Below are 16,060 nucleotides of genomic sequence, written 5' to 3'. Positions count from 1 at the left end.
GGCTTGTGGCTGGCCATGAGGTGGTCGCTGACATCCACGGCCATCAGGTCCAGCTCGGCGCGGACGGTATCGACCAGGGTGGGTGCGGGCAGCCCGCCCTTGAGATTCTTCAGCTCGACATCACCCAGCGGCAGCGACAACTGTCCCTCGATCACGTCGATGCCTTTGCGCTGCGGCCGGCTTTGCAGAGACTGCAGATGATGCACCAGGTCCGCGCGGTTGGCGGTCCCGCCGGAGGCCCGGTGCAGGGAATCGAAGGCACCGAGCTGCGCCAGCCGCTGGATGCTGGGTTTGCTCAGCCGGGACCTGGCCCGCAGGTCCGCGAGGGAGTCATAGGGCTGACCCGCCACGATCCGTTTCAGCTCGGTACCTGATAGCCCGTAGATGCCGTTCAGGCTCAGCCGGATGCCCAGCTTGCCGATGTCCGGGCCGGTGTCCACGCGTTCCACCCGGTACTCGGCGTGGCTCCGGTTGATGTCCAGGGGCAGGATCGGGATGCCCAGCCGGCGGGCCTCGGCGACCAGGAGCCGCTTGGGATACATCCCCGGATCGTGCTCCCACAGCCCGGCGAGGAACGCTTCCGGGTGGTGGGTCTTCAGCCAGGCAGACTGGTAGGTGGGCACGGCAAAAGCGGCGCCGTGGGCTTTGCAGAACCCGAAGCTGCCAAAGGCCTTGAGCGTCCCCCAGACCTTGTCCACCACTGCGGGGCTGTACCCCCGGGTACGGGCTTCCTTCCGGAAGAACTCCTCCACCCTGCCTTCCAGCACGTCGTTGCCGAGGGCGCGGCGGAATTCGTCGGCCCGCGCCAGCCCGCATCCGGTCATGACGTCGAACGTCTTGAGGATCTGTTCATGGAACACGGTGACGCCATGCGTCTCCTGGAGGACGGGTTTGAGGTCCGGGTGCGGATAGACCTCCGGCGCGAAACCGTGCCGGTGCTCCAGGAAAGGCCGGACCATGTCCGATTTCATTGGTCCCGGCCGGAACAGCGAAATGTCGATGATGAGGTCATTGAACTCCCGGGGTGCGAGTTTGCCGATGAGCTCCCGCTGCCCGGGTGATTCGATCTGGAAGCAGCCCAGGGTGTGGGTGCTGCGGATCAGCTCATAGGTGGGTTCGTCGTCGAGCGGCACGGCGTTGAGGTCGATCCGGCCGTCCTCCGCGACGTAGTCCGGTCCCGTCCCGTCCGGCCCCGCCGGGTGGGCGCCGGCTGCCACCACCTCGGCTTTGGAGGGATGCAGGCGGATCACCTCGCGGACTGCGAAGGCCATGGCGCTTTGCATCCGGACGCCCAGGACATCGAGTTTGAGCATGCCCATCGGGTCCATGTCGTGCTTGTCGAACTGGCTCATCGGAAGGCCCAGTCCGCTGGGCTGCACGGGCGTCCGGTCCAGCAGGGTGGCGTCCCCCAGGATCACCCCGCAGGGGTGCATGGAGATATGGCGCGGCAGCCGGTCGAGCCGTTCGGTGAGGTCGACCAGCAGGTCCAGCTGCTGGTTCCCGCTGAAGTCCCGCTGCCCCACCCGGCCGGCGAATTCCTTCAGCTCGGGCTTCTCCTCAAGGGCTTCGCGGAAGTTCCGGGCCGAGAACCGCCACAGCTGCTTGGCGATGTCCCCGATCTCGCCCTCCTCCATGCCCAGGGCCAGGCCGGCGTCGCGCACGGCACCGCGGGCGCGGTAGCCGTTTTGCATGCTCATCAGCGTGACGCGCTCGGAGCCGAAGCGCTCAAAGATCTTCCGGTACACGTTGTGCCGTTCGGCGCTTTCGACGTCGATGTCGATGTCCGGCAGGGTGGCACGGTCCCGGGAGAGGAAGCGTTCGAAGATGAGGTCGTGCTGCAGCGGGTTCACCTGGCTGACATCGATCAGGTAGTTGACCAGGCTGGATGCCCCCGAGCCGCGGGCCGCGGCCCGGACCCCCATGTCCAGGATCATCCGGGACACCTCGGCCACGGTCAGGAAGTAGGCGGCGAAGCCCAGGCTGTCGATGATCTTCAGCTCGTGCTCCAGCCGCGAGCGCAGCTCCCCGGCGGGTTTGCCGGTGATGCCCGGGAACCGCCTGCTGATGCCGGCCTCGCAGCGCAGGGTCAGTTCGGCGAGGGGGTCCCCGGCGATGCCGATCACGGAGGCTTCCGGCACCACGGGCTGTTTCCATCCCATGTCCGTCACCGGGTCCATCCGGCAGCGGTCCGCGAGCGCCCCGGTCTGCGCCAACAGGCTCTTGAGGTCCGCAGCTCCGTACCCGGCGGCGTGCATGATCTCCTTGCCCAGCTGGAGCATCTGAGCCGCGGATTTCAGCCAGCCCTGGCCGTTGGGCTGAAGCAACGGGGCGGCGGAGAGTTCGGGCAGCGATTTCAGGGTGCGGGCGGAATCCAGTACGTCCGCGGTGGCCGCCCCGTCCTCGGCGACATACCGCACGGCGTTGCTCAGCACGGCAGGAACCCCGTGCTCAGCGGCGAGCTTGAGCATCCGCACGGCGTGGGCGGTGCTGAGCGGTTCCCCCGGCGGGCTGAGCTGGCTGACCACCTCGGCGGCGATTGTTCCGGGCGGCATGGCATCGAGCCACCGTTTGAACAGGGTGCGGGGGCGCAGGTAGCGCCTCCCGCCCATGGCACGTCCGACGTCGGAGTCCGGACCGATCAGCACGGTCAGCACCGGCTTGAGGGTTTCCGGGTGCAGGGTGCGGGAGGCCAGCTCGGCGCGTGTCACGGCCACAGGAACAGCTCCCCCGGCTTTGCCTGTGGTGCGGGCATGCGCATCGGAGATCAGCCGGCACAGCGCACGGTAGCCGGCGCCGTCGTTGTGCCCGTGGGCCAGGACGACGACGCGCCCGCCCACCTGGGTGCGGAGGTCGCCGTCGTCGTCGAAGACCGCAAGGTCCACCCCAACGATCGGGTCCAGCCCGGCGGCCATGCAGGCTTTCAAGTGCTTGACCGTCCCGTAGAGGCCGTCGCGGTCCGTACAGGCGAGAGCCGTCGCCCCGTCCGCGGCCGCGGCGACGGCCAGCTCATCCGGCCAGGAGACCCCGTAGTGGGCACTGAAGGCGGTGGAGACATGGAGATGCGTGAAGCTCATGCCGGTTCGGACTTCCGGACCGGGAGCAGGGCGTCATGGATCCGCAGCAGGCGCCAGCGTCCGCTGCCCACATGCCGGGTGAGGTCGAGGGTGAGGCTGTCAGGTTCAGGGGAATCTGCTGGGCATACCTGCACCCGCCAGATCTCGTGGTCCACGAGTCCCGGGCCGCTCCCCAGGGGCGCCCGCTGCTCCTCCGCCCACCATTGGCGCCGCTCGTACCAGCGGACCGGTTCGGCGCACACCGTGTAGTGGCGGCCTGCCCAGTCAAGCCTCAGGGGCTGTCCGGAGGGTGTGCAGACGACGTCCACCGACTCGCTGAACATGCCCACCGCGCCTCCCGGACCACACCATCTGAATAAACCGGCTGTATCAACCTGCCAGTAACTATTCGAACATATCTTCGAACAACTCCAGTCTACGACGGTACCGGGGCAAAACCTAGATCAGGGGTGGACGCACGCAGGCACAGGTAGCAGGATTGAGCCATGAGCTCCCATAACGCACTTCTCAAGCACGTAAGCATCGCCGCCGAGGACACGTCCCTGGTGGCGAAGTTCGATATAGACGGAAACATCCCTGGTCAGGGCGCCTACGTGGTGGGGCTTGTGGCAGCAACCCCGGATCATTCACATCAACGACGAATGGGGATCGAGTTCATGAATGGGGAGGCAGTGTCCTTCTACTGCTTCAGCCACGACGGCACGGAGGAGAACTTTGACCTCAAGGGCGTCGAACACTCCGGAAACACCATTACCGGGAACTTTCCGCTCAGCACGGTCATGGGCCTGGCCAAGGGCCACCTCATGACGGCGTTCAGCGACTGCGACGGCCGCGAATACCAGGCGAACGTCCCGGTGGAGGAAGCCCTCTAGGAGCTGGCTTTGTAGACTTCCAGCTCGAGTGTGATGAAGGCGTCGATCATTGCCCGGTAGGTCTTCTCCACAAGGTCGACGTCGATGTCTTTCTGTTCCGCAGTGGCGCGGACGTGTTCGATAACCCGCTCCACACGCCCGGGAGCCCGAACCTCGGCACTGTCCGCCTTGAGGGTTCCAGCGATCCGGATCAGGCGTTCGCGGCGGCCGATCAGCGACACGATCTGCTCGTCCACCTCGTCAACAGCCACGCGCACGGCGGCGAGCTGTTCCCGGTCGGCCTTGGCAGCTTTATCGTCTTGGTGATTTGTGGACATGTCCATGACAGTATCGAAAGATGCAGCCACGAGTCGATTTAGTTTCACTGGGTGTCCGCAGCGTCGACGCCTCCCGCAGTTTCTATGTAGACGGCCTGGGCTGGCCCGTCCACCGGGAAGTCCGGGGCGAGGTCCTCTTCATCCAGGCCAATCACGGCCTCATCCTTTCCCTCTGGGACGCCGGGCAGATGCAGGCCGAAGCCGCCACCGATCCCCCGTCCGGCATTCCCTGCATCACGTTGAGCCATAACCTGGCCAGCGCCGCGGAAGTCGACTGGGTGATGGCGGAAGCGGAGTCGGCCGGAGCAGCCATCATCGCGGCGCCGAAGACCCAGCCCTGGGGCGGCTACACCGGGTACTTCGCCGACCCCGACGGCTACCGCTGGGAGGTTGCCTTCAATCCCAGCTGGGCGGTCGACGGCGGCGGGAAAGTAACGCTCTGACCTGACCACCGCGAGCGCCGGCGGTCTCTTCCTTTCCTGCTGAGCCAGCCCTGCGGCCGGTCAGTCATCCGTGCGGCCGAACTTCTTCATCCTCCAGTCTGAACTCACGCGAAATGGCCCGGAATACCGTAGGGGCCCGCTTAGGGTGAAGGCATGTTCACGTCCATCACGTATCTGCGGCTCCTCGCGGCACCGGTGACCGCCATGTTGATCCTGGGGACACTCCTTGTCCTGGAGCAGCGCCACTTCGACCAGAACAGCGCCCTGCTGTTGGCGCTCCTCACGGGCGTCGCTGTGGCCGAGATTCTGCCGTCCGCTGCCCTCGGGCTTGTCTTCCTCGCCCTGGTCCTGCAGAGCGTCAAGGTTTTCCCCTTGGTTCTGCTCTCTGGCGTGCTGAGCTACGCTGCCGTTCCGGTGGTGATCTTTTTCGCCGTGATCGGCTGGAAGACCCGGAACCGGTGGGTTCCTCCCGTTGCCGCGGTCGTATTTGCCGGCATCACCGCCGTCAGCTGGTTCACCGACCAGACCTGGATCAATTTCATCTTCGGCAACCAGCTGTACGGCCGCGGAATATTGCGGACTCTTGCGTACGCTTTTCTGATCTTCGGGGCGTTCGCCGCCCTGAACCTCGCCGCCTGGGCCGTCGGTTTGGCGGTCAACAACGTCTCGCGGAGCCGGCGGGCACAGCTTGCGGCGGAAGCCCGGCTCCGGGAAACGGCGACCGAACTCGCCGTCGAACAGGAACGCAACAGAATCGCCAGGGAGCTGCATGATGTCCTGGCCCACTCACTGACGGTCATCGTGGCGCAGGCCGAGGGAATACGCTTCATCCACCGCGCAGAACCGGAATCAGTCGAGGAAGCGTCCAGGGTGATCGCCGAGTCAGCGCGGACCGCGTTGGTCGAAACACGCCGGCTGATCGAGGGATTTTCCACTGAGCTCACCGACCATCCGGCCCACAGGGTCGAAGACCTGGTGATCCTGGCCGAACGGCTGGGCTCCAGCGGCATGCCTGTCCAGGTTGAAATGGCGGGACATCCCCGGGACCTGACCCCCATGCAGCACCTGACGGTCTACCGGCTGGCGCAGGAGAGCCTCACGAATGCCTTCAAGCACGGGAACCGGAGCCAGGCGCGCTCCTGCACCTGGTGTGGACAGAAACGTCCCTGGAGCTCCGGGTCCGCTCATCGCTCATCACCAACCCGGCAGCGACGCCGATGATGGCCATGCCGGGCCGCGGGATAGCAGGAATGAAAGCCCGGGCCGCCGCCGCGGGCGGCTGGGTCGAAACGATCCGGGCCGACGGCACCTTCGAAGTGCTGGCCTTCTTCCCCTCGGCAGGTCCCGGCCAGCCTCCAGCAGCTGAACGCAGCCAGTCCCCTCTCCGCGATTTGGAAGGCGCAACGCCATGAGCGCCGCACCCCTCCGGATTGCCCTGGCCGACGACCAGCCGCTGTTCAGCGCCGGACTCAAGATGATCCTGCGCAGCCAGCCGGATATGGATCTGGTCGGCGAAGCCGTCAACGGTGAAGCTGCCGTCCGCCTTGTGCGGGAGACACGACCCGACGTGCTCCTGATGGACATCCGGATGCCCGTCATGGATGGAATCACCGCCACGAGGACCATCCTGGCATCGCCCGGCGGGGCCGCCACCAAGGTCATTGTGCTGACCACCATCCAGCACGACGAAGCCGTCGTCCGGGCCATCCAGGCCGGCGCCGCCGGTTTCCTGACCAAAGACACGACCCCCGACTTCCTGCTGGCCGCCATCCGGACGGTCCATTCGGGCCACTCCGTCATCGCCCCGGCCATCACGAACGAACTCCTGCGTGACTACACGACGCCGTCCACCGGGAACGACGCCGTGCTGGCCGACCTGTCCGGGCGGGAACGCGACGTCTTTCTGCTGACCGCCAAAGGATTGGGCAACGCCGAGATCGCCGCCTCACTGGTCCTTAGCGAGGCCACCGTGAAGTCCCACGTCGGCAGCATCCTGGCGAAACTCAAGCTGAAGAACCGCATCCAGCTCGTCGCCTTCGCCTACGAAAACCACGTGCTCACCTAGCCCCCCATACACACAACAACACCCACGAGGCCTTCACACCCTGCGAACGCCAGCCACTGCATTGCCCAAAGCAAGCAAGGAGACACCATGAACAAGAAAAGGTACTTCGGGGCTGCCGTCCTGGTCCTCGGCACCGGCGCAGCCCTGGCCGCCGCCGCCATCCCGGCCGCGCCGACCACCGCCTCCCCGGAGCCTGTCCCGGGAATCGTCCGCGAGGCCGAGTCCTACGCCACGGCCGATCCAATCGCCGAAAAGGGGATGCAGGAGGCCATCCGGCGCTGCCTGGCCAAGGCCGGCTTCGACTACACGCCGCCCAGCTCGGAACTATCCCTGGACCTCAACGGAGCCATCGGATTCAAACGGCTCACGGTCGACGCCGCCAAAGCCAGCGGATACGCCGGCACCGGGCCACACGGAGCCCACGAGCCGGTTCCCGAGTCCGCAGACGGGAAACTCTTCGCCGATCCTGCGTTCAACGACGCCCTCACGGGACCCAATGGCGCGGCAACTACCACCACGGTGGAAGGCTTGGGAACCTCTTCCGGCGGGTGCCGCGGCGAAGCCATGACCAGGATCTACGGCAATGCTGAAAACTACATGCTCGCCACCGGCATCGCCTACAACTCGTTTTTCCCCGCGAGCCTGTCCGCCTCCGGCGATTCGGGAATCGCCGGAGCAGTCAAGGATTGGGCCTCCTGCATGGAGGAAACCCCCTATTCCTCTTACGCAAATCCGCAGCAGGCAGCCGACGCAGGAAGAGCTGCCGGCGGCCAGGAAGAGTTCAGGATCGCCGTCACCGACGCAGTCTGCCGGGACAAGACCGGATTCCACGCCGCCCTCGACAACGTCCTGGACAAGTACCTGACAACCCGCATGCAGGAACTTGCACCGCAAATCGAAAAGGTCAAGGAGATTCGCCGAACCGCTGCGGCCAACGCAGCCGCGTTTGGTGACGCGGCAACGAAGTAGCGGGCAAGCCAGCCCTGGCGCCAGTCGTGTCTTTCGCCTAAGCGAATGCCGTCGTTGTGACACAGGGCACAATGACCCTATTGAGCTGCTCCTCAGCGCCGCTAACGTGACTGGAGTACACGGCGGCACGCCTATTCGAGCCGGTGTGCAGTGAGCTACGCAATCAGGGTCACACCTGTCCGATGACCTGCAGGCCGCCTTTGCGGCCTGCAGTCACGGATTGGCGATGGTGTCTTCCAGCCGGTAATCAAGGAAGTGCCGGAGAACGGATCGTGGGCCACCGGGTCGTAGCCCAGGTCAAGGGATGCCGTTGTACTTAGAACAATCGGCGGCCGGAAATCCCACGGATGATCGCCCAGACCCTCGGGAGCGGTGCCGTCGAGCAGCACTTCGTCCCAGTGATGTGGCGCCGCCCCGCTAGAACAGGCTCCCCACCGGCCGGATGAGTTCCGGCGAGTCATTCTTGACGTTCCCGACCGCGGTGCCGACGGCGTCGATCGTCCAGCCCTCCGCGACGTCGTGCGCCCCGGCCCGGACCAGGTCCACCAGTCCGGCCGCATCCTCGGCCTGCGGGTCCAGCCACGCCTGCATGGTCCCGCGGTCCATCGGCAGCGGAACCCGGTCGTGCAGGGCTGTGAGTTCGGCCAGCATTCCCCCGGCGTAGCCCTCCGGCGGCGAATCGGTGGTCATGATCGACGTCGAGAGCAGCCAGCGCTCCGGGTCGTCCTCGGCCTTGGAGGGGTCCTTCCACCATTCGTAGAGCCCGGCGAAGACAATCGGATGGCCGTCCGTCGGGTGCACGTAATAGGGCTGTTTGCCGCGGCCCTCGCCCTTCCATTCGTAGTAGCCGTCGGCGGGGACGGCGCAGCGCCGGGCGCGGGTGGCCTTCCGGAACGCCGGCTTTTCGAGCACACTTTCGCTGCGGGCGTTGATCATCTTCGAGCCGATCCCGGGGTCCTTGGCCCACGAGGGCACCAGTCCCCAGCGCGCAAGATGCAGCTGCCGGACCGGTTCCCCGTCCACCAGCCGTTCGAGCAGGATCGGCACGTCCGCCGTCGGGGCGACATTCCAGGACGGCGGAATCGCGATCTCCTCCTCGAGTCCGGCGTCGAACTCGGCCAGCAGGTCTCCGACGGCCCGGGCCATCACATAGCGTCCACACATGGCACCAGCATGCCACCGCGCCCATTCCGTGTCATCCGGCATGCCGACCCGGCGTGCGCACAGCCAGGCAATCCCTGTTGGGCCCGGCGAGGTCGCTGGAAACGCGCGGGGTCGCCCGCCGTGCGGGAATACCGGTCCCCGGGTTACGGTTATTGGGAGTGACGTACGACTTTTGTCGGCAACGGGCGCTGCCACCCAGCGCCGTCAACCAGCTTTGAGGAGAACTTCGTGGACTTCACCCCCGAATCCGGCACCATCACCATGTTTTCGACCACCTGGTGCGGCTACTGCAACCGCCTGAAGAAGCAGTTGGACGCCCAGGGCATCGGGTACACCGAGATCAACATCGAAGAAGTTGAAGGCACCGCAGATCTCGTGGAGAAGCTCAACGGAGGCAACCGCACCGTACCCACCGTGCTGTTCCCGGACGGCACCGCGGCCACCAACCCCTCGGCGGCCGAGGTCAAGAGCCGCCTCGCGGCCTAAGGCCGTTCCTTCCTTTCACCGATATGAACCGATAACGACGACGGCGTGGCCTCCCCGGAGGGCGCGCCGCGTCCCGTTGTGCAACAGAAGTTGTGCACCGGAAGTCTTACGACGAAGAGTCGTGCGACTGGTACCGCAGCACGAGCAGAGGAGCTATTTCCATGGTCCATAAAGTCAAAGGCGCAGTAGTCCGCTCCAAGGGTGCACCTGTCACCCTGGAGACCATCCTGGTCCCGGATCCCGGACCCGGGGAGGCCCTCGTGGACATCCTCACGTGCGGCGTCTGCCACACCGACCTGCACTACAAGCAGGGCGCCATCAACGACGACTTCCCGTTCCTGCTCGGCCACGAGGCCACCGGCGTCGTCAGCGCAGTGGGTCCGGACGTCACCGAGGTTGCCCCCGGCGACCGGGTCGTGCTGAACTGGCGCGCCGTCTGCGGCGAATGCCGGGCCTGCGCCAAGGGCCAGCCGCAGTACTGCTTCAACACCCACAACGCCACCCAGAAGATGACGCTCGAGGACGGCACCGAACTCACCGCGGCGCTGGGCATCGGCGCCTTCGCCGAGAAGACCCTCGTCGCCGCCGGGCAGTGCACCAAGGTTGACCCCGAGGCTGACCCGGCTGCCATCGGCCTGCTCGGCTGCGGAGTGATGGCAGGCATCGGCGCGGCCATCAACACCGGAAACGTCAAGCGCGGCGATTCCGTCGCCGTCATCGGCTGCGGCGGCGTCGGAGTGGCAGCCGTCGCGGGCGCCGCGCTCGCCGGCGCCACCACCGTGATCGCCGTCGACATTGACGCGAAGAAGCTGGACCGCGCCAAGGACATCGGCGCCACCCACACCGTGGACTCCTCCGCTGTCGACCCGGTCGAGGCAATCCGCGAACTGACCGGCGGTTTCGGTGCCGATGTGGTGATTGACGCCGTCGGACGTCCGGAGACGTACAAGCAGGCCTTCTACGCCCGCGACCTCGCCGGCACCGTGGTCCTGGTGGGAGTGCCCAGCCCCGAGATGACTCTGGAACTGCCGCTCCTGGACGTATTCGGCCGCGGCGGCTCGCTCAAGTCCTCGTGGTACGGCGACTGCCTGCCCTCGCGCGACTTCCCCATGCTGATCGACCTCTACCGGCAGGGCAAGCTGGACCTGGACGCCTTCGTCACGGAGCGGATCACGATCGACCAGATCGAGGAAGCCTTCGACAAGATGCACTCCGGCGCGGTGCTCCGCTCGGTGGTCGAACTGTGAGCGGCAGTTCCGTGAGCGGGCTCCGGATCGACCGGCTGGTCACCTCGGGCACCTTCTCGCTCGACGGCGGCACCTGGGACGTCGACAACAACGTCTGGATCGTGGGCAACGACGCGGAATGCATCGTGATCGACCCGGCGCACGACGCCGCCGCGGTCGAGGCAGCCGTCGCCGGCCGGAAGGTCACCGCAATCCTGCTGACCCATGGCCACGACGACCACATCGCCGCCGTCGGCGAATTCCGCGGGCGCGTCAACGCCCCGGTGTACCTCAACCGTGAGGACTGGATGCTCTGGGAGCGTGTGTTCCCGGGAACCGAACCGGACCACGCGATCGGGGACGGGGACACCTTCGAGGTTGCCGGCGCTCAGCTCGTGGCGCTGCACACGCCGGGACATTCACCCGGCTCCATGTGCTTCTTCCTGGAAAGCGAGGGCACCGTCTTCAGCGGCGACACCCTGTTCCAGGGCGGCCCGGGCGCCACGGGCCGGTCCTACAGCGACTTCCCCACCATCATCGAGTCCATTAAGGGCCGGCTGCTGACGCTCCCGGCGGACACCGTGGTGCGGACCGGGCACGGGGATCCGACGAGTGTTGGTGCCGAGGCACCGCAACTGGAGGAATGGATCGCCCGGGGCCACTAGCAAAGTAGCCCGCAGCAGGGGCCGTTTTGGGCGCTGAGAACGGCCCCTGCTGCCAGTCAGTTGGGCGCCCCGGGCGCCCGCTCAGCCGAGCAGGCTGCCGAAGTCGCCGTAGGCCAGCGATGCGTAACGGGCGTACGTGTCGATCACGGCGGCCTCGATGGCGTCCACGTCCAGGTGCGGGACGAGGTCGTTGACGGCTCCCGCGGTGGCCGGATCCCAGTCCAGGCCCAGGGCCGCGTAACTGGCCTCGAGCACCGCGCGGATCGGGGCGGAGTTCTCCACCACAATGACCGAGCTGAACAGCCAGCCGCCGGCCACCACCCGTTGGGCCGTGCCGATGAGTTTGAGCTGGCGCTGCGGAAACTCCGGATCCTGCCCGTGGACGCTGAATTCGCCCGGGCAGTACTCGCCGGGGATCTCCCCCACCGCGGCGTCGACACCGGCGCTCCGCAGGGCGTGGGCGAGCAGTTCGCCGAAGAAGGAGAAGCGCCCCTTGGCACCGGCGATCGCATCCGTGGCCGGTTCCAGGTGATCGATCACGAGGGTCCCTTCGTGATACGCGGCGGCCCGCCCCCCGGCCTTGCGGATCAGCGGCTCGAAGCCCAGGTCGCGGCAGGCCCGCGCTGCGGCGTCGAAGCCCGGCAGGTGTGTGTCCCGCTGCCCGAAGGCCACGGTGGGTGCCGGCCGGTAGAGCCGGAGCATCGGGCCCGCCACGCCGGTTTTGACCTTCCGCAGGAGCTCAAGGGCGAGGTCCAGGTCCGCGGCGGCGCCCAGGGATTCCTCCTGCCGGAATATCGTCAGCGTCCGTGGTGCGCCTGCGGCCTCCGGCATCTTGTTATGCTCCCTTATGGTCATCTTGCAGTTCCTCGTTGTAGCCGCCGCGTTCGCCGTCATCGATTCCGTCTGGCTGAAGTCGATGAGCAAGTTCTACCGGAGCCACCTGGGGCACCTCATGGCGGACAAACCCAATCTAGGGTACGCCGTCGTTTTCTATGTCCTGTACATCGCGGGGATCGTCTTCTTCGCCCTCCAGCCGGCGCTCGCCGGCGGCAGCTGGCTCACGGCGCTCGGTTACGGCGCCGCGCTGGGAACCTTCGCCTACGCCACTTATGACCTCACCAACGCCGCAACCCTGAAGAACTGGCCGCTCGTCATCGTGGTGGCAGACATCGCCTGGGGTGCGGTGCTGACCGGGCTCGCCACCACAGTCGGCTGGCTGGTCTTCCACTAGTTTGTTTTTCACTTCGGCCCGCGCCGGTGCCGCCGGCCGGGCGGGCTGATCCCTAGGACTTCCGGAGCGTCAGGATCTGCTCGGCGCGCCCGAACGGGCCCTGGAGGTCGTGCAGCACCGTCGAGGTCAGGCCGATGCCGTCCGTGCCGAAGGAGACCTCGTTGTCCAGCCCCAGCCACTCCCCTTCGGGCCGCCGGTACATGTGGATCTGGAGATCCAGGTTGGGGAAGGCATAGCTGCCCTGGCCCGGCGGGACGCGGGCGGCGATCCCGTTGGCGGTGTCCACCAGGCCGATCAGCCGGGCGAGGTCGCTGCTGTCCGCCTTGTCCGTCAGCGGGTGGTCCGTGTGCAGCCAGACGGTGCCCGATCCGGCCCGGTGCCCGTCGGCGATCCGCATCTGAAGCGAGGCGATGTAGCCGCCCGGCCAGATGGTGGCTGCGTCGTACGGCTCGCAGTCCTCCGGTGCGGGGATCCTTGGGTCCTCAAAGGCCGCGATGGCCGAGGTGTCGGAGGTGATCATCCGCCAGGCCGTGGCCCGGATCGCCGTGCGTCCGCCGGCCACGAGTTCGGCCTGTACCAGCTCGATCGTCCGGCCGGGTCGCAGGGTGGTGGTGACGACCTCGAACTCGCCGCCGGGAATCAGGCCGAGGATCTCATAGCTCAGGCGGGCCATCCGCATATCGTCGCGCGGCTCATGCCGGGCCAGGCTGTCGGCCATAATGCCGGAGGCAGGGGCCATGTGCTGCTCGTGCACGTTCCAGGCTCCCTGGGCGTGGATGGTGGAGCGGAAGCGCCCGCCGCCCAGAACCTCATAGTAGAAATCGCCCTCGGCAAGTACCGGTAGTTCAGCAGTCAACGTCTGCCCTTTCGCGTGGCTGGTAATCCCAGAACACACTATCGCTTTGCTGCCGCCGCCGTTTCGCGTGCACGGCTCCTGCGATACCGGACCCCATGGCAGCGTCAGAACATCGCGGCTGCGGGCCGGAAGTCCGCCTCGATTCGCTGGACTGGGTAGACTCGGAATGAGATTTCCGCGACTATCCACCGAAGAGGTGCTCCCCTGATTCGAGTCATCAGCTACAACCTGCGTAAGCACCATGCCAGCGGTGAGCTGGTTGATCTGGCCCGCAATTTTGAGATTGATGCCTTGTGCCTGCAGGAATGCGACACCGACGACCTTCCGGACACCATTGGTGATCTGCACCTCGCGGACTCCACCAAAGGCAACCGGCTGGGACTGGCGATCTATTACCGCATGGACCGGTTCAAGGCGTATGAAACAAAGACCTTTGCCCTCAAGAAGTCGCTGCATGACCGCGTCCTGTCGCCCGCCCACGAGCGGCTCATCGGCACCCGGATGGTCGACAACGAAACGGACCACGACCTCGTCATCGCGTCCTTCCATGCGGCACCCCTGACCGCGTCGAACTCCCTGCGCCGGAACCAGATCCACGCGGCGCACGCGGAACTCCTGAGCATGGGCGGCGGCCTCATGTCCCTGATGGTGGGTGACTTCAACTACCCGTTCTTCACGAAGTACCTCACGGAAGAGATGAAGGACGCCGGCTACGACCTGACGCTCAGCGACCGCCGCACCTACACGCGCTACAAGGTCTTCAAGGGCCACTTCGACTTCGCCACGTCACAGGGCCTCAACATCGAAAGTGTGGAAACCCTTCCCCGGGGCGCCTCCGACCACCTCCCCATCCTCATCTCTGCGGAGTACGGCCAGGACGCCCCTGGCAACTCCGCGTCCCCCGCCGCGTAGCCAGGGGAAACCGTGCGCAGAGCTTGGGCACTCAGAGTCCCGCCCGGCCTGCGCCTGGTGCGGAACTATGAGCGTCCCTGGCTGAAATCCGATCTGGCCGCCGGCGCAGCCCTCAGTGCCTTCCTCATTCCGGCTGGCATGGCGTACGCCGAGGCCGCCGGGCTACCGGCCGTTACGGGACTCTACGCCTCGATCATCCCCCTGCTCGCCTACGCGGTCTTCGGGCCCTCCCGGGTCCTGATCATCGGCCCGGATTCCAGTCTGGCCCCGATGATCGCGGCCGCCGTCCTGCCCCTCGCCGGCAGGGATCCAGATCACGCGGTTGCCCTGGCCGGCGTTCTGGCGCTGCTGATCGGCGGACTGCTCCTGGTCGGCAGGATCTTCAAACTGGGCTTCGTCACCAGCCTGCTCTCCAAACCCATCCGCGTCGGCTACCTCAACGGAATCGCCCTTGCGATCATGCTGAGCCAGTTGCCCAAGCTGCTCGGCATCCCGGCCCCCGCCGGCTCACTCATCGACACCGCCACAGGCACGGCGCAGGCGGTGGCCGGGGGTGCCGTCAATCCTGTCGCTTTGCTGTTCGGGGCCGGCACCATTGCCGTCATCGTCGCGTGCCGTTTCCTGCCGTGGAAGCTTCCCGGCGTGCTGATCGCCGTCGTGGCCGCCACGGCGCTGACCGCGGCCCTGGACCTGACGACGGCGCTTCCCACCGTGGGGGCGTTGCCGCGCGGCCTGCCGGTGCCCGCCCTCGGNGGCGGGGTCAGCCTGGAGGATGTCCTCGCCCTGCTCGGCCCGGCAGCGGGCATTGCCCTGATTGCTTTTGCCGATACCTCCGTGCTCTCCAAGAGCCTCGCAGCCCGGAGCGGCGTCCAGGTCAACGGGAACCAGGAAATGGGTGCCCTCGGAGTGGCGAACGTGGCCAGCGGCCTCTTCAGCGGGTTCCCGATTTCCGGCAGCACGTCGCGCACTCCCATCGCGCTCGAAGCCGGCGCCAAGAGCCCCCTGGGCGGAGTCGTGGCCGCAATCCTCGTGGTGCTGTTCATGGTCCTGGCGCCCGGCGTGACGACGTACCTGCCCTCCACCGTGCTCGCCGGCGTCGTGATGGTTGCAGCGGCGTCGATCCTTGACCTGAAGACCCTCCGCCGGCTGCTCAGGATGAGCCGGACCGAGGCCGCGCTGCTGGTTGCCACCTTCCTGGGCGTCGCCTTTGTGGGTGTCCTCGAAGGCATTGTGGTCGCCATCGGCCTGTCCCTGATCGCCTTCGTGCTCCGCGCCCTGGACCCGTACCGCACCGAGCTGGGCAGCGTGGGGGACGTGCCCGGGTACCACGACCTGAGCCGGCACCCCGAAGGCCAGCGCGTTCCGGGGCTCGTGATCGCACGCTTCGACGCCCCGCTGTTCTTCGCCAACGGCGCCGTCTTCACCGACCACATCAGAACGCTCGTGGCCAACGCGCCGAACCCGGTGCGGTGGGTGATTGTGGCGTCCGAGGCCATCACGGGCCTGGACACCACAGCGCTGGATGACCTCGTGGCGCTCGACGACGAGCTCGCGAAGCGCGGGATCAGCATGGTGTTCGCCGAGATGAAGGGCCCCATCAAGGACCGCCTGATCCAATTCGGCGTCAGCAGCCGGTTCGGCCGGGACCATTTCTACCCGACTGTCACCAACGCGGTGCGGAGCTACAAGAGGGCCTTCGACCTGGAGTAGGGCAGGTTTTAGGTTCTCAGCCCAGCAGCGGAACCACGTCGATCCTGCCGTCGGGGCTGACAGTCACGAG

General features: G+C 66.6%; 17 protein-coding genes. 11 read left to right on the top strand and 6 right to left on the bottom strand.

What is annotated here, in order from left to right; all coding sequences use genetic code 11:
• Together dnaE and K789_RS0112905 are read right to left on the bottom strand one after the other, a co-directional pair.
• Positions 1 to 3,074 (bottom strand): DNA polymerase III subunit alpha (gene dnaE / locus K789_RS0112910; protein ID WP_024367115.1); only part of this gene is annotated, 3,074 nt, incomplete at its 3' end.
• Positions 3,071 to 3,403, bottom strand: coding sequence for a DUF6504 family protein (locus tag K789_RS0112905; protein WP_024367114.1), 333 nt, complete (start codon positions 3,401 to 3,403; stop codon positions 3,071 to 3,073). The genes K789_RS0112905 and dnaE, both read right to left, overlap by 4 nt.
• A gap of 156 nt (positions 3,404 to 3,559) precedes the next feature.
• On the opposite strand from K789_RS0112905, the gene K789_RS0112900 reads away from it, so the two are divergent.
• The gene (locus K789_RS0112900; protein WP_024367113.1) at positions 3,560 to 3,946 is read left to right on the top strand and encodes a hypothetical protein; all 387 of its coding nucleotides are present in this window, start codon (positions 3,560 to 3,562) and stop codon (positions 3,944 to 3,946) included.
• On the opposite strand, the gene K789_RS0112895 is transcribed toward K789_RS0112900, so the two are convergent.
• Positions 3,943 to 4,269 (bottom strand): chorismate mutase, encoded by a 327-nt coding sequence (locus K789_RS0112895; RefSeq protein WP_024367112.1) that lies wholly within the window; start codon positions 4,267 to 4,269, stop codon positions 3,943 to 3,945. The two genes, K789_RS0112900 and K789_RS0112895, sit on opposite strands and share 4 nt — an antisense overlap.
• 14 nt (positions 4,270 to 4,283) lie before the next feature.
• Between K789_RS0112895 and K789_RS0112890 the strand changes: the two genes are divergently transcribed.
• The 4 genes from K789_RS0112890 to K789_RS0112870 all read left to right on the top strand — a co-directional run bounded on the left by K789_RS0112890 (position 4,284) and on the right by K789_RS0112870 (position 7,740).
• A complete protein-coding gene (locus K789_RS0112890; protein ID WP_024367111.1) occupies positions 4,284 to 4,706 on the top strand; it encodes a VOC family protein in 423 nt (140 codons plus the stop codon).
• Positions 4,707 to 4,859: 153 nt separating this feature from the next.
• Positions 4,860 to 5,927, top strand: coding sequence for a sensor histidine kinase (locus K789_RS0112885; RefSeq protein WP_024367110.1), 1,068 nt, complete (start codon positions 4,860 to 4,862; stop codon positions 5,925 to 5,927).
• Positions 5,928 to 6,114: 187 nt separating this feature from the next.
• Positions 6,115 to 6,771, top strand: a complete 657-nt coding sequence (locus K789_RS0112875; protein ID WP_024367108.1) for a response regulator — start codon at positions 6,115 to 6,117, stop codon at positions 6,769 to 6,771.
• 87 nt (positions 6,772 to 6,858) lie between these two features.
• A complete protein-coding gene (locus K789_RS0112870; protein WP_024367107.1) occupies positions 6,859 to 7,740 on the top strand; it encodes a hypothetical protein in 882 nt (293 codons plus the stop codon).
• 417 nt (positions 7,741 to 8,157) lie between these two features.
• Here K789_RS0112870 and K789_RS0112865 read toward each other — a convergent pair whose 3' ends face one another.
• On the bottom strand, positions 8,158 to 8,904 hold the full coding sequence (locus K789_RS0112865; protein WP_084507535.1) for an SOS response-associated peptidase: 747 nt from the start codon (positions 8,902 to 8,904) through the stop codon (positions 8,158 to 8,160).
• Between the two features lie 228 nt (positions 8,905 to 9,132).
• Between K789_RS0112865 and K789_RS0112860 the strand changes: the two genes are divergently transcribed.
• From K789_RS0112860 to K789_RS0112850, 3 genes are all read left to right on the top strand, one after another.
• Positions 9,133 to 9,390 (top strand): mycoredoxin, encoded by a 258-nt coding sequence (locus K789_RS0112860; protein ID WP_024367105.1) that lies wholly within the window; start codon positions 9,133 to 9,135, stop codon positions 9,388 to 9,390.
• A 161-nt stretch (positions 9,391 to 9,551) separates the two neighbouring features.
• On the top strand, positions 9,552 to 10,637 hold the full coding sequence (locus K789_RS0112855) for an S-(hydroxymethyl)mycothiol dehydrogenase (protein WP_024367104.1): 1,086 nt from the start codon (positions 9,552 to 9,554) through the stop codon (positions 10,635 to 10,637).
• On the top strand, positions 10,634 to 11,281 hold the full coding sequence (locus tag K789_RS0112850; protein ID WP_024367103.1) for an MBL fold metallo-hydrolase: 648 nt from the start codon (positions 10,634 to 10,636) through the stop codon (positions 11,279 to 11,281). The genes K789_RS0112855 and K789_RS0112850 overlap by 4 nt, the downstream gene beginning before the upstream one ends.
• 81 nt (positions 11,282 to 11,362) lie before the next feature.
• Here K789_RS0112850 and K789_RS0112845 read toward each other — a convergent pair whose 3' ends face one another.
• Positions 11,363 to 12,136 carry a biotin/lipoate A/B protein ligase family protein gene (locus K789_RS0112845; protein ID WP_416352802.1) on the bottom strand — a complete coding sequence of 258 codons (774 nt, stop codon included), beginning with the start codon at positions 12,134 to 12,136 and terminating at the stop codon, positions 11,363 to 11,365.
• Between K789_RS0112845 and K789_RS0112840 the strand changes: the two genes are divergently transcribed.
• Positions 12,129 to 12,512, top strand: coding sequence for a DUF2177 family protein (locus K789_RS0112840; RefSeq protein WP_024367101.1), 384 nt, complete (start codon positions 12,129 to 12,131; stop codon positions 12,510 to 12,512). The two genes, K789_RS0112845 and K789_RS0112840, sit on opposite strands and share 8 nt — an antisense overlap.
• 52 nt (positions 12,513 to 12,564) lie before the next feature.
• Here K789_RS0112840 and K789_RS0112835 read toward each other — a convergent pair whose 3' ends face one another.
• Positions 12,565 to 13,368: a thioesterase family protein gene (locus K789_RS0112835; RefSeq protein WP_024367100.1), complete on the bottom strand. Its 804-nt coding sequence runs from the start codon at positions 13,366 to 13,368 to the stop codon at positions 12,565 to 12,567.
• A gap of 207 nt (positions 13,369 to 13,575) precedes the next feature.
• On the opposite strand from K789_RS0112835, the gene K789_RS0112830 reads away from it, so the two are divergent.
• A complete protein-coding gene (locus K789_RS0112830) occupies positions 13,576 to 14,280 on the top strand; it encodes an endonuclease/exonuclease/phosphatase family protein (RefSeq protein ID WP_024367099.1) in 705 nt (234 codons plus the stop codon).
• 12 nt (positions 14,281 to 14,292) lie between these two features.
• Positions 14,293 to 15,990: a SulP family inorganic anion transporter gene (locus K789_RS0112825; RefSeq protein ID WP_024367098.1), complete on the top strand. Its 1,698-nt coding sequence runs from the start codon at positions 14,293 to 14,295 to the stop codon at positions 15,988 to 15,990.
• The last annotated feature ends 70 nt before the right edge of the window (positions 15,991 to 16,060 follow it).

This window comes from Arthrobacter sp. TB 26 (genome assembly GCF_000427315.1).
GTDB lineage: Bacteria > Actinomycetota > Actinomycetes > Actinomycetales > Micrococcaceae > Arthrobacter.
This window is presented reverse-complemented; position numbering and strand designations above follow the sequence as displayed.

Excerpts from the sequence above, each read along its gene's own strand:
- K789_RS0112900 (WP_024367113.1), top strand. The coding sequence starts at position 3,560 with ATGAGCTCCCATAACGCACTTCTCAAGCACGTAAGCATCGCCGCCGAG.
- K789_RS0112895 (WP_024367112.1), bottom strand. The coding sequence starts at position 4,269 with ATGGACATGTCCACAAATCACCAAGACGATAAAGCTGCCAAGGCCGAC.
- K789_RS0112890 (WP_024367111.1), top strand. The coding sequence starts at position 4,284 with ATGCAGCCACGAGTCGATTTAGTTTCACTGGGTGTCCGCAGCGTCGAC.
- K789_RS0112885 (WP_024367110.1), top strand. The coding sequence starts at position 4,860 with ATGTTCACGTCCATCACGTATCTGCGGCTCCTCGCGGCACCGGTGACC.
- K789_RS0112875 (WP_024367108.1), top strand. The coding sequence starts at position 6,115 with ATGAGCGCCGCACCCCTCCGGATTGCCCTGGCCGACGACCAGCCGCTG.
- K789_RS0112870 (WP_024367107.1), top strand. The coding sequence starts at position 6,859 with ATGAACAAGAAAAGGTACTTCGGGGCTGCCGTCCTGGTCCTCGGCACC.
- K789_RS0112865 (WP_084507535.1), bottom strand. The coding sequence starts at position 8,904 with ATGTGTGGACGCTATGTGATGGCCCGGGCCGTCGGAGACCTGCTGGCC.
- K789_RS0112855 (WP_024367104.1), top strand. The coding sequence starts at position 9,552 with ATGGTCCATAAAGTCAAAGGCGCAGTAGTCCGCTCCAAGGGTGCACCT.
- K789_RS0112840 (WP_024367101.1), top strand. The coding sequence starts at position 12,129 with ATGGTCATCTTGCAGTTCCTCGTTGTAGCCGCCGCGTTCGCCGTCATC.
- K789_RS0112845 (WP_416352802.1), bottom strand. The coding sequence starts at position 12,136 with ATGACCATAAGGGAGCATAACAAGATGCCGGAGGCCGCAGGCGCACCA.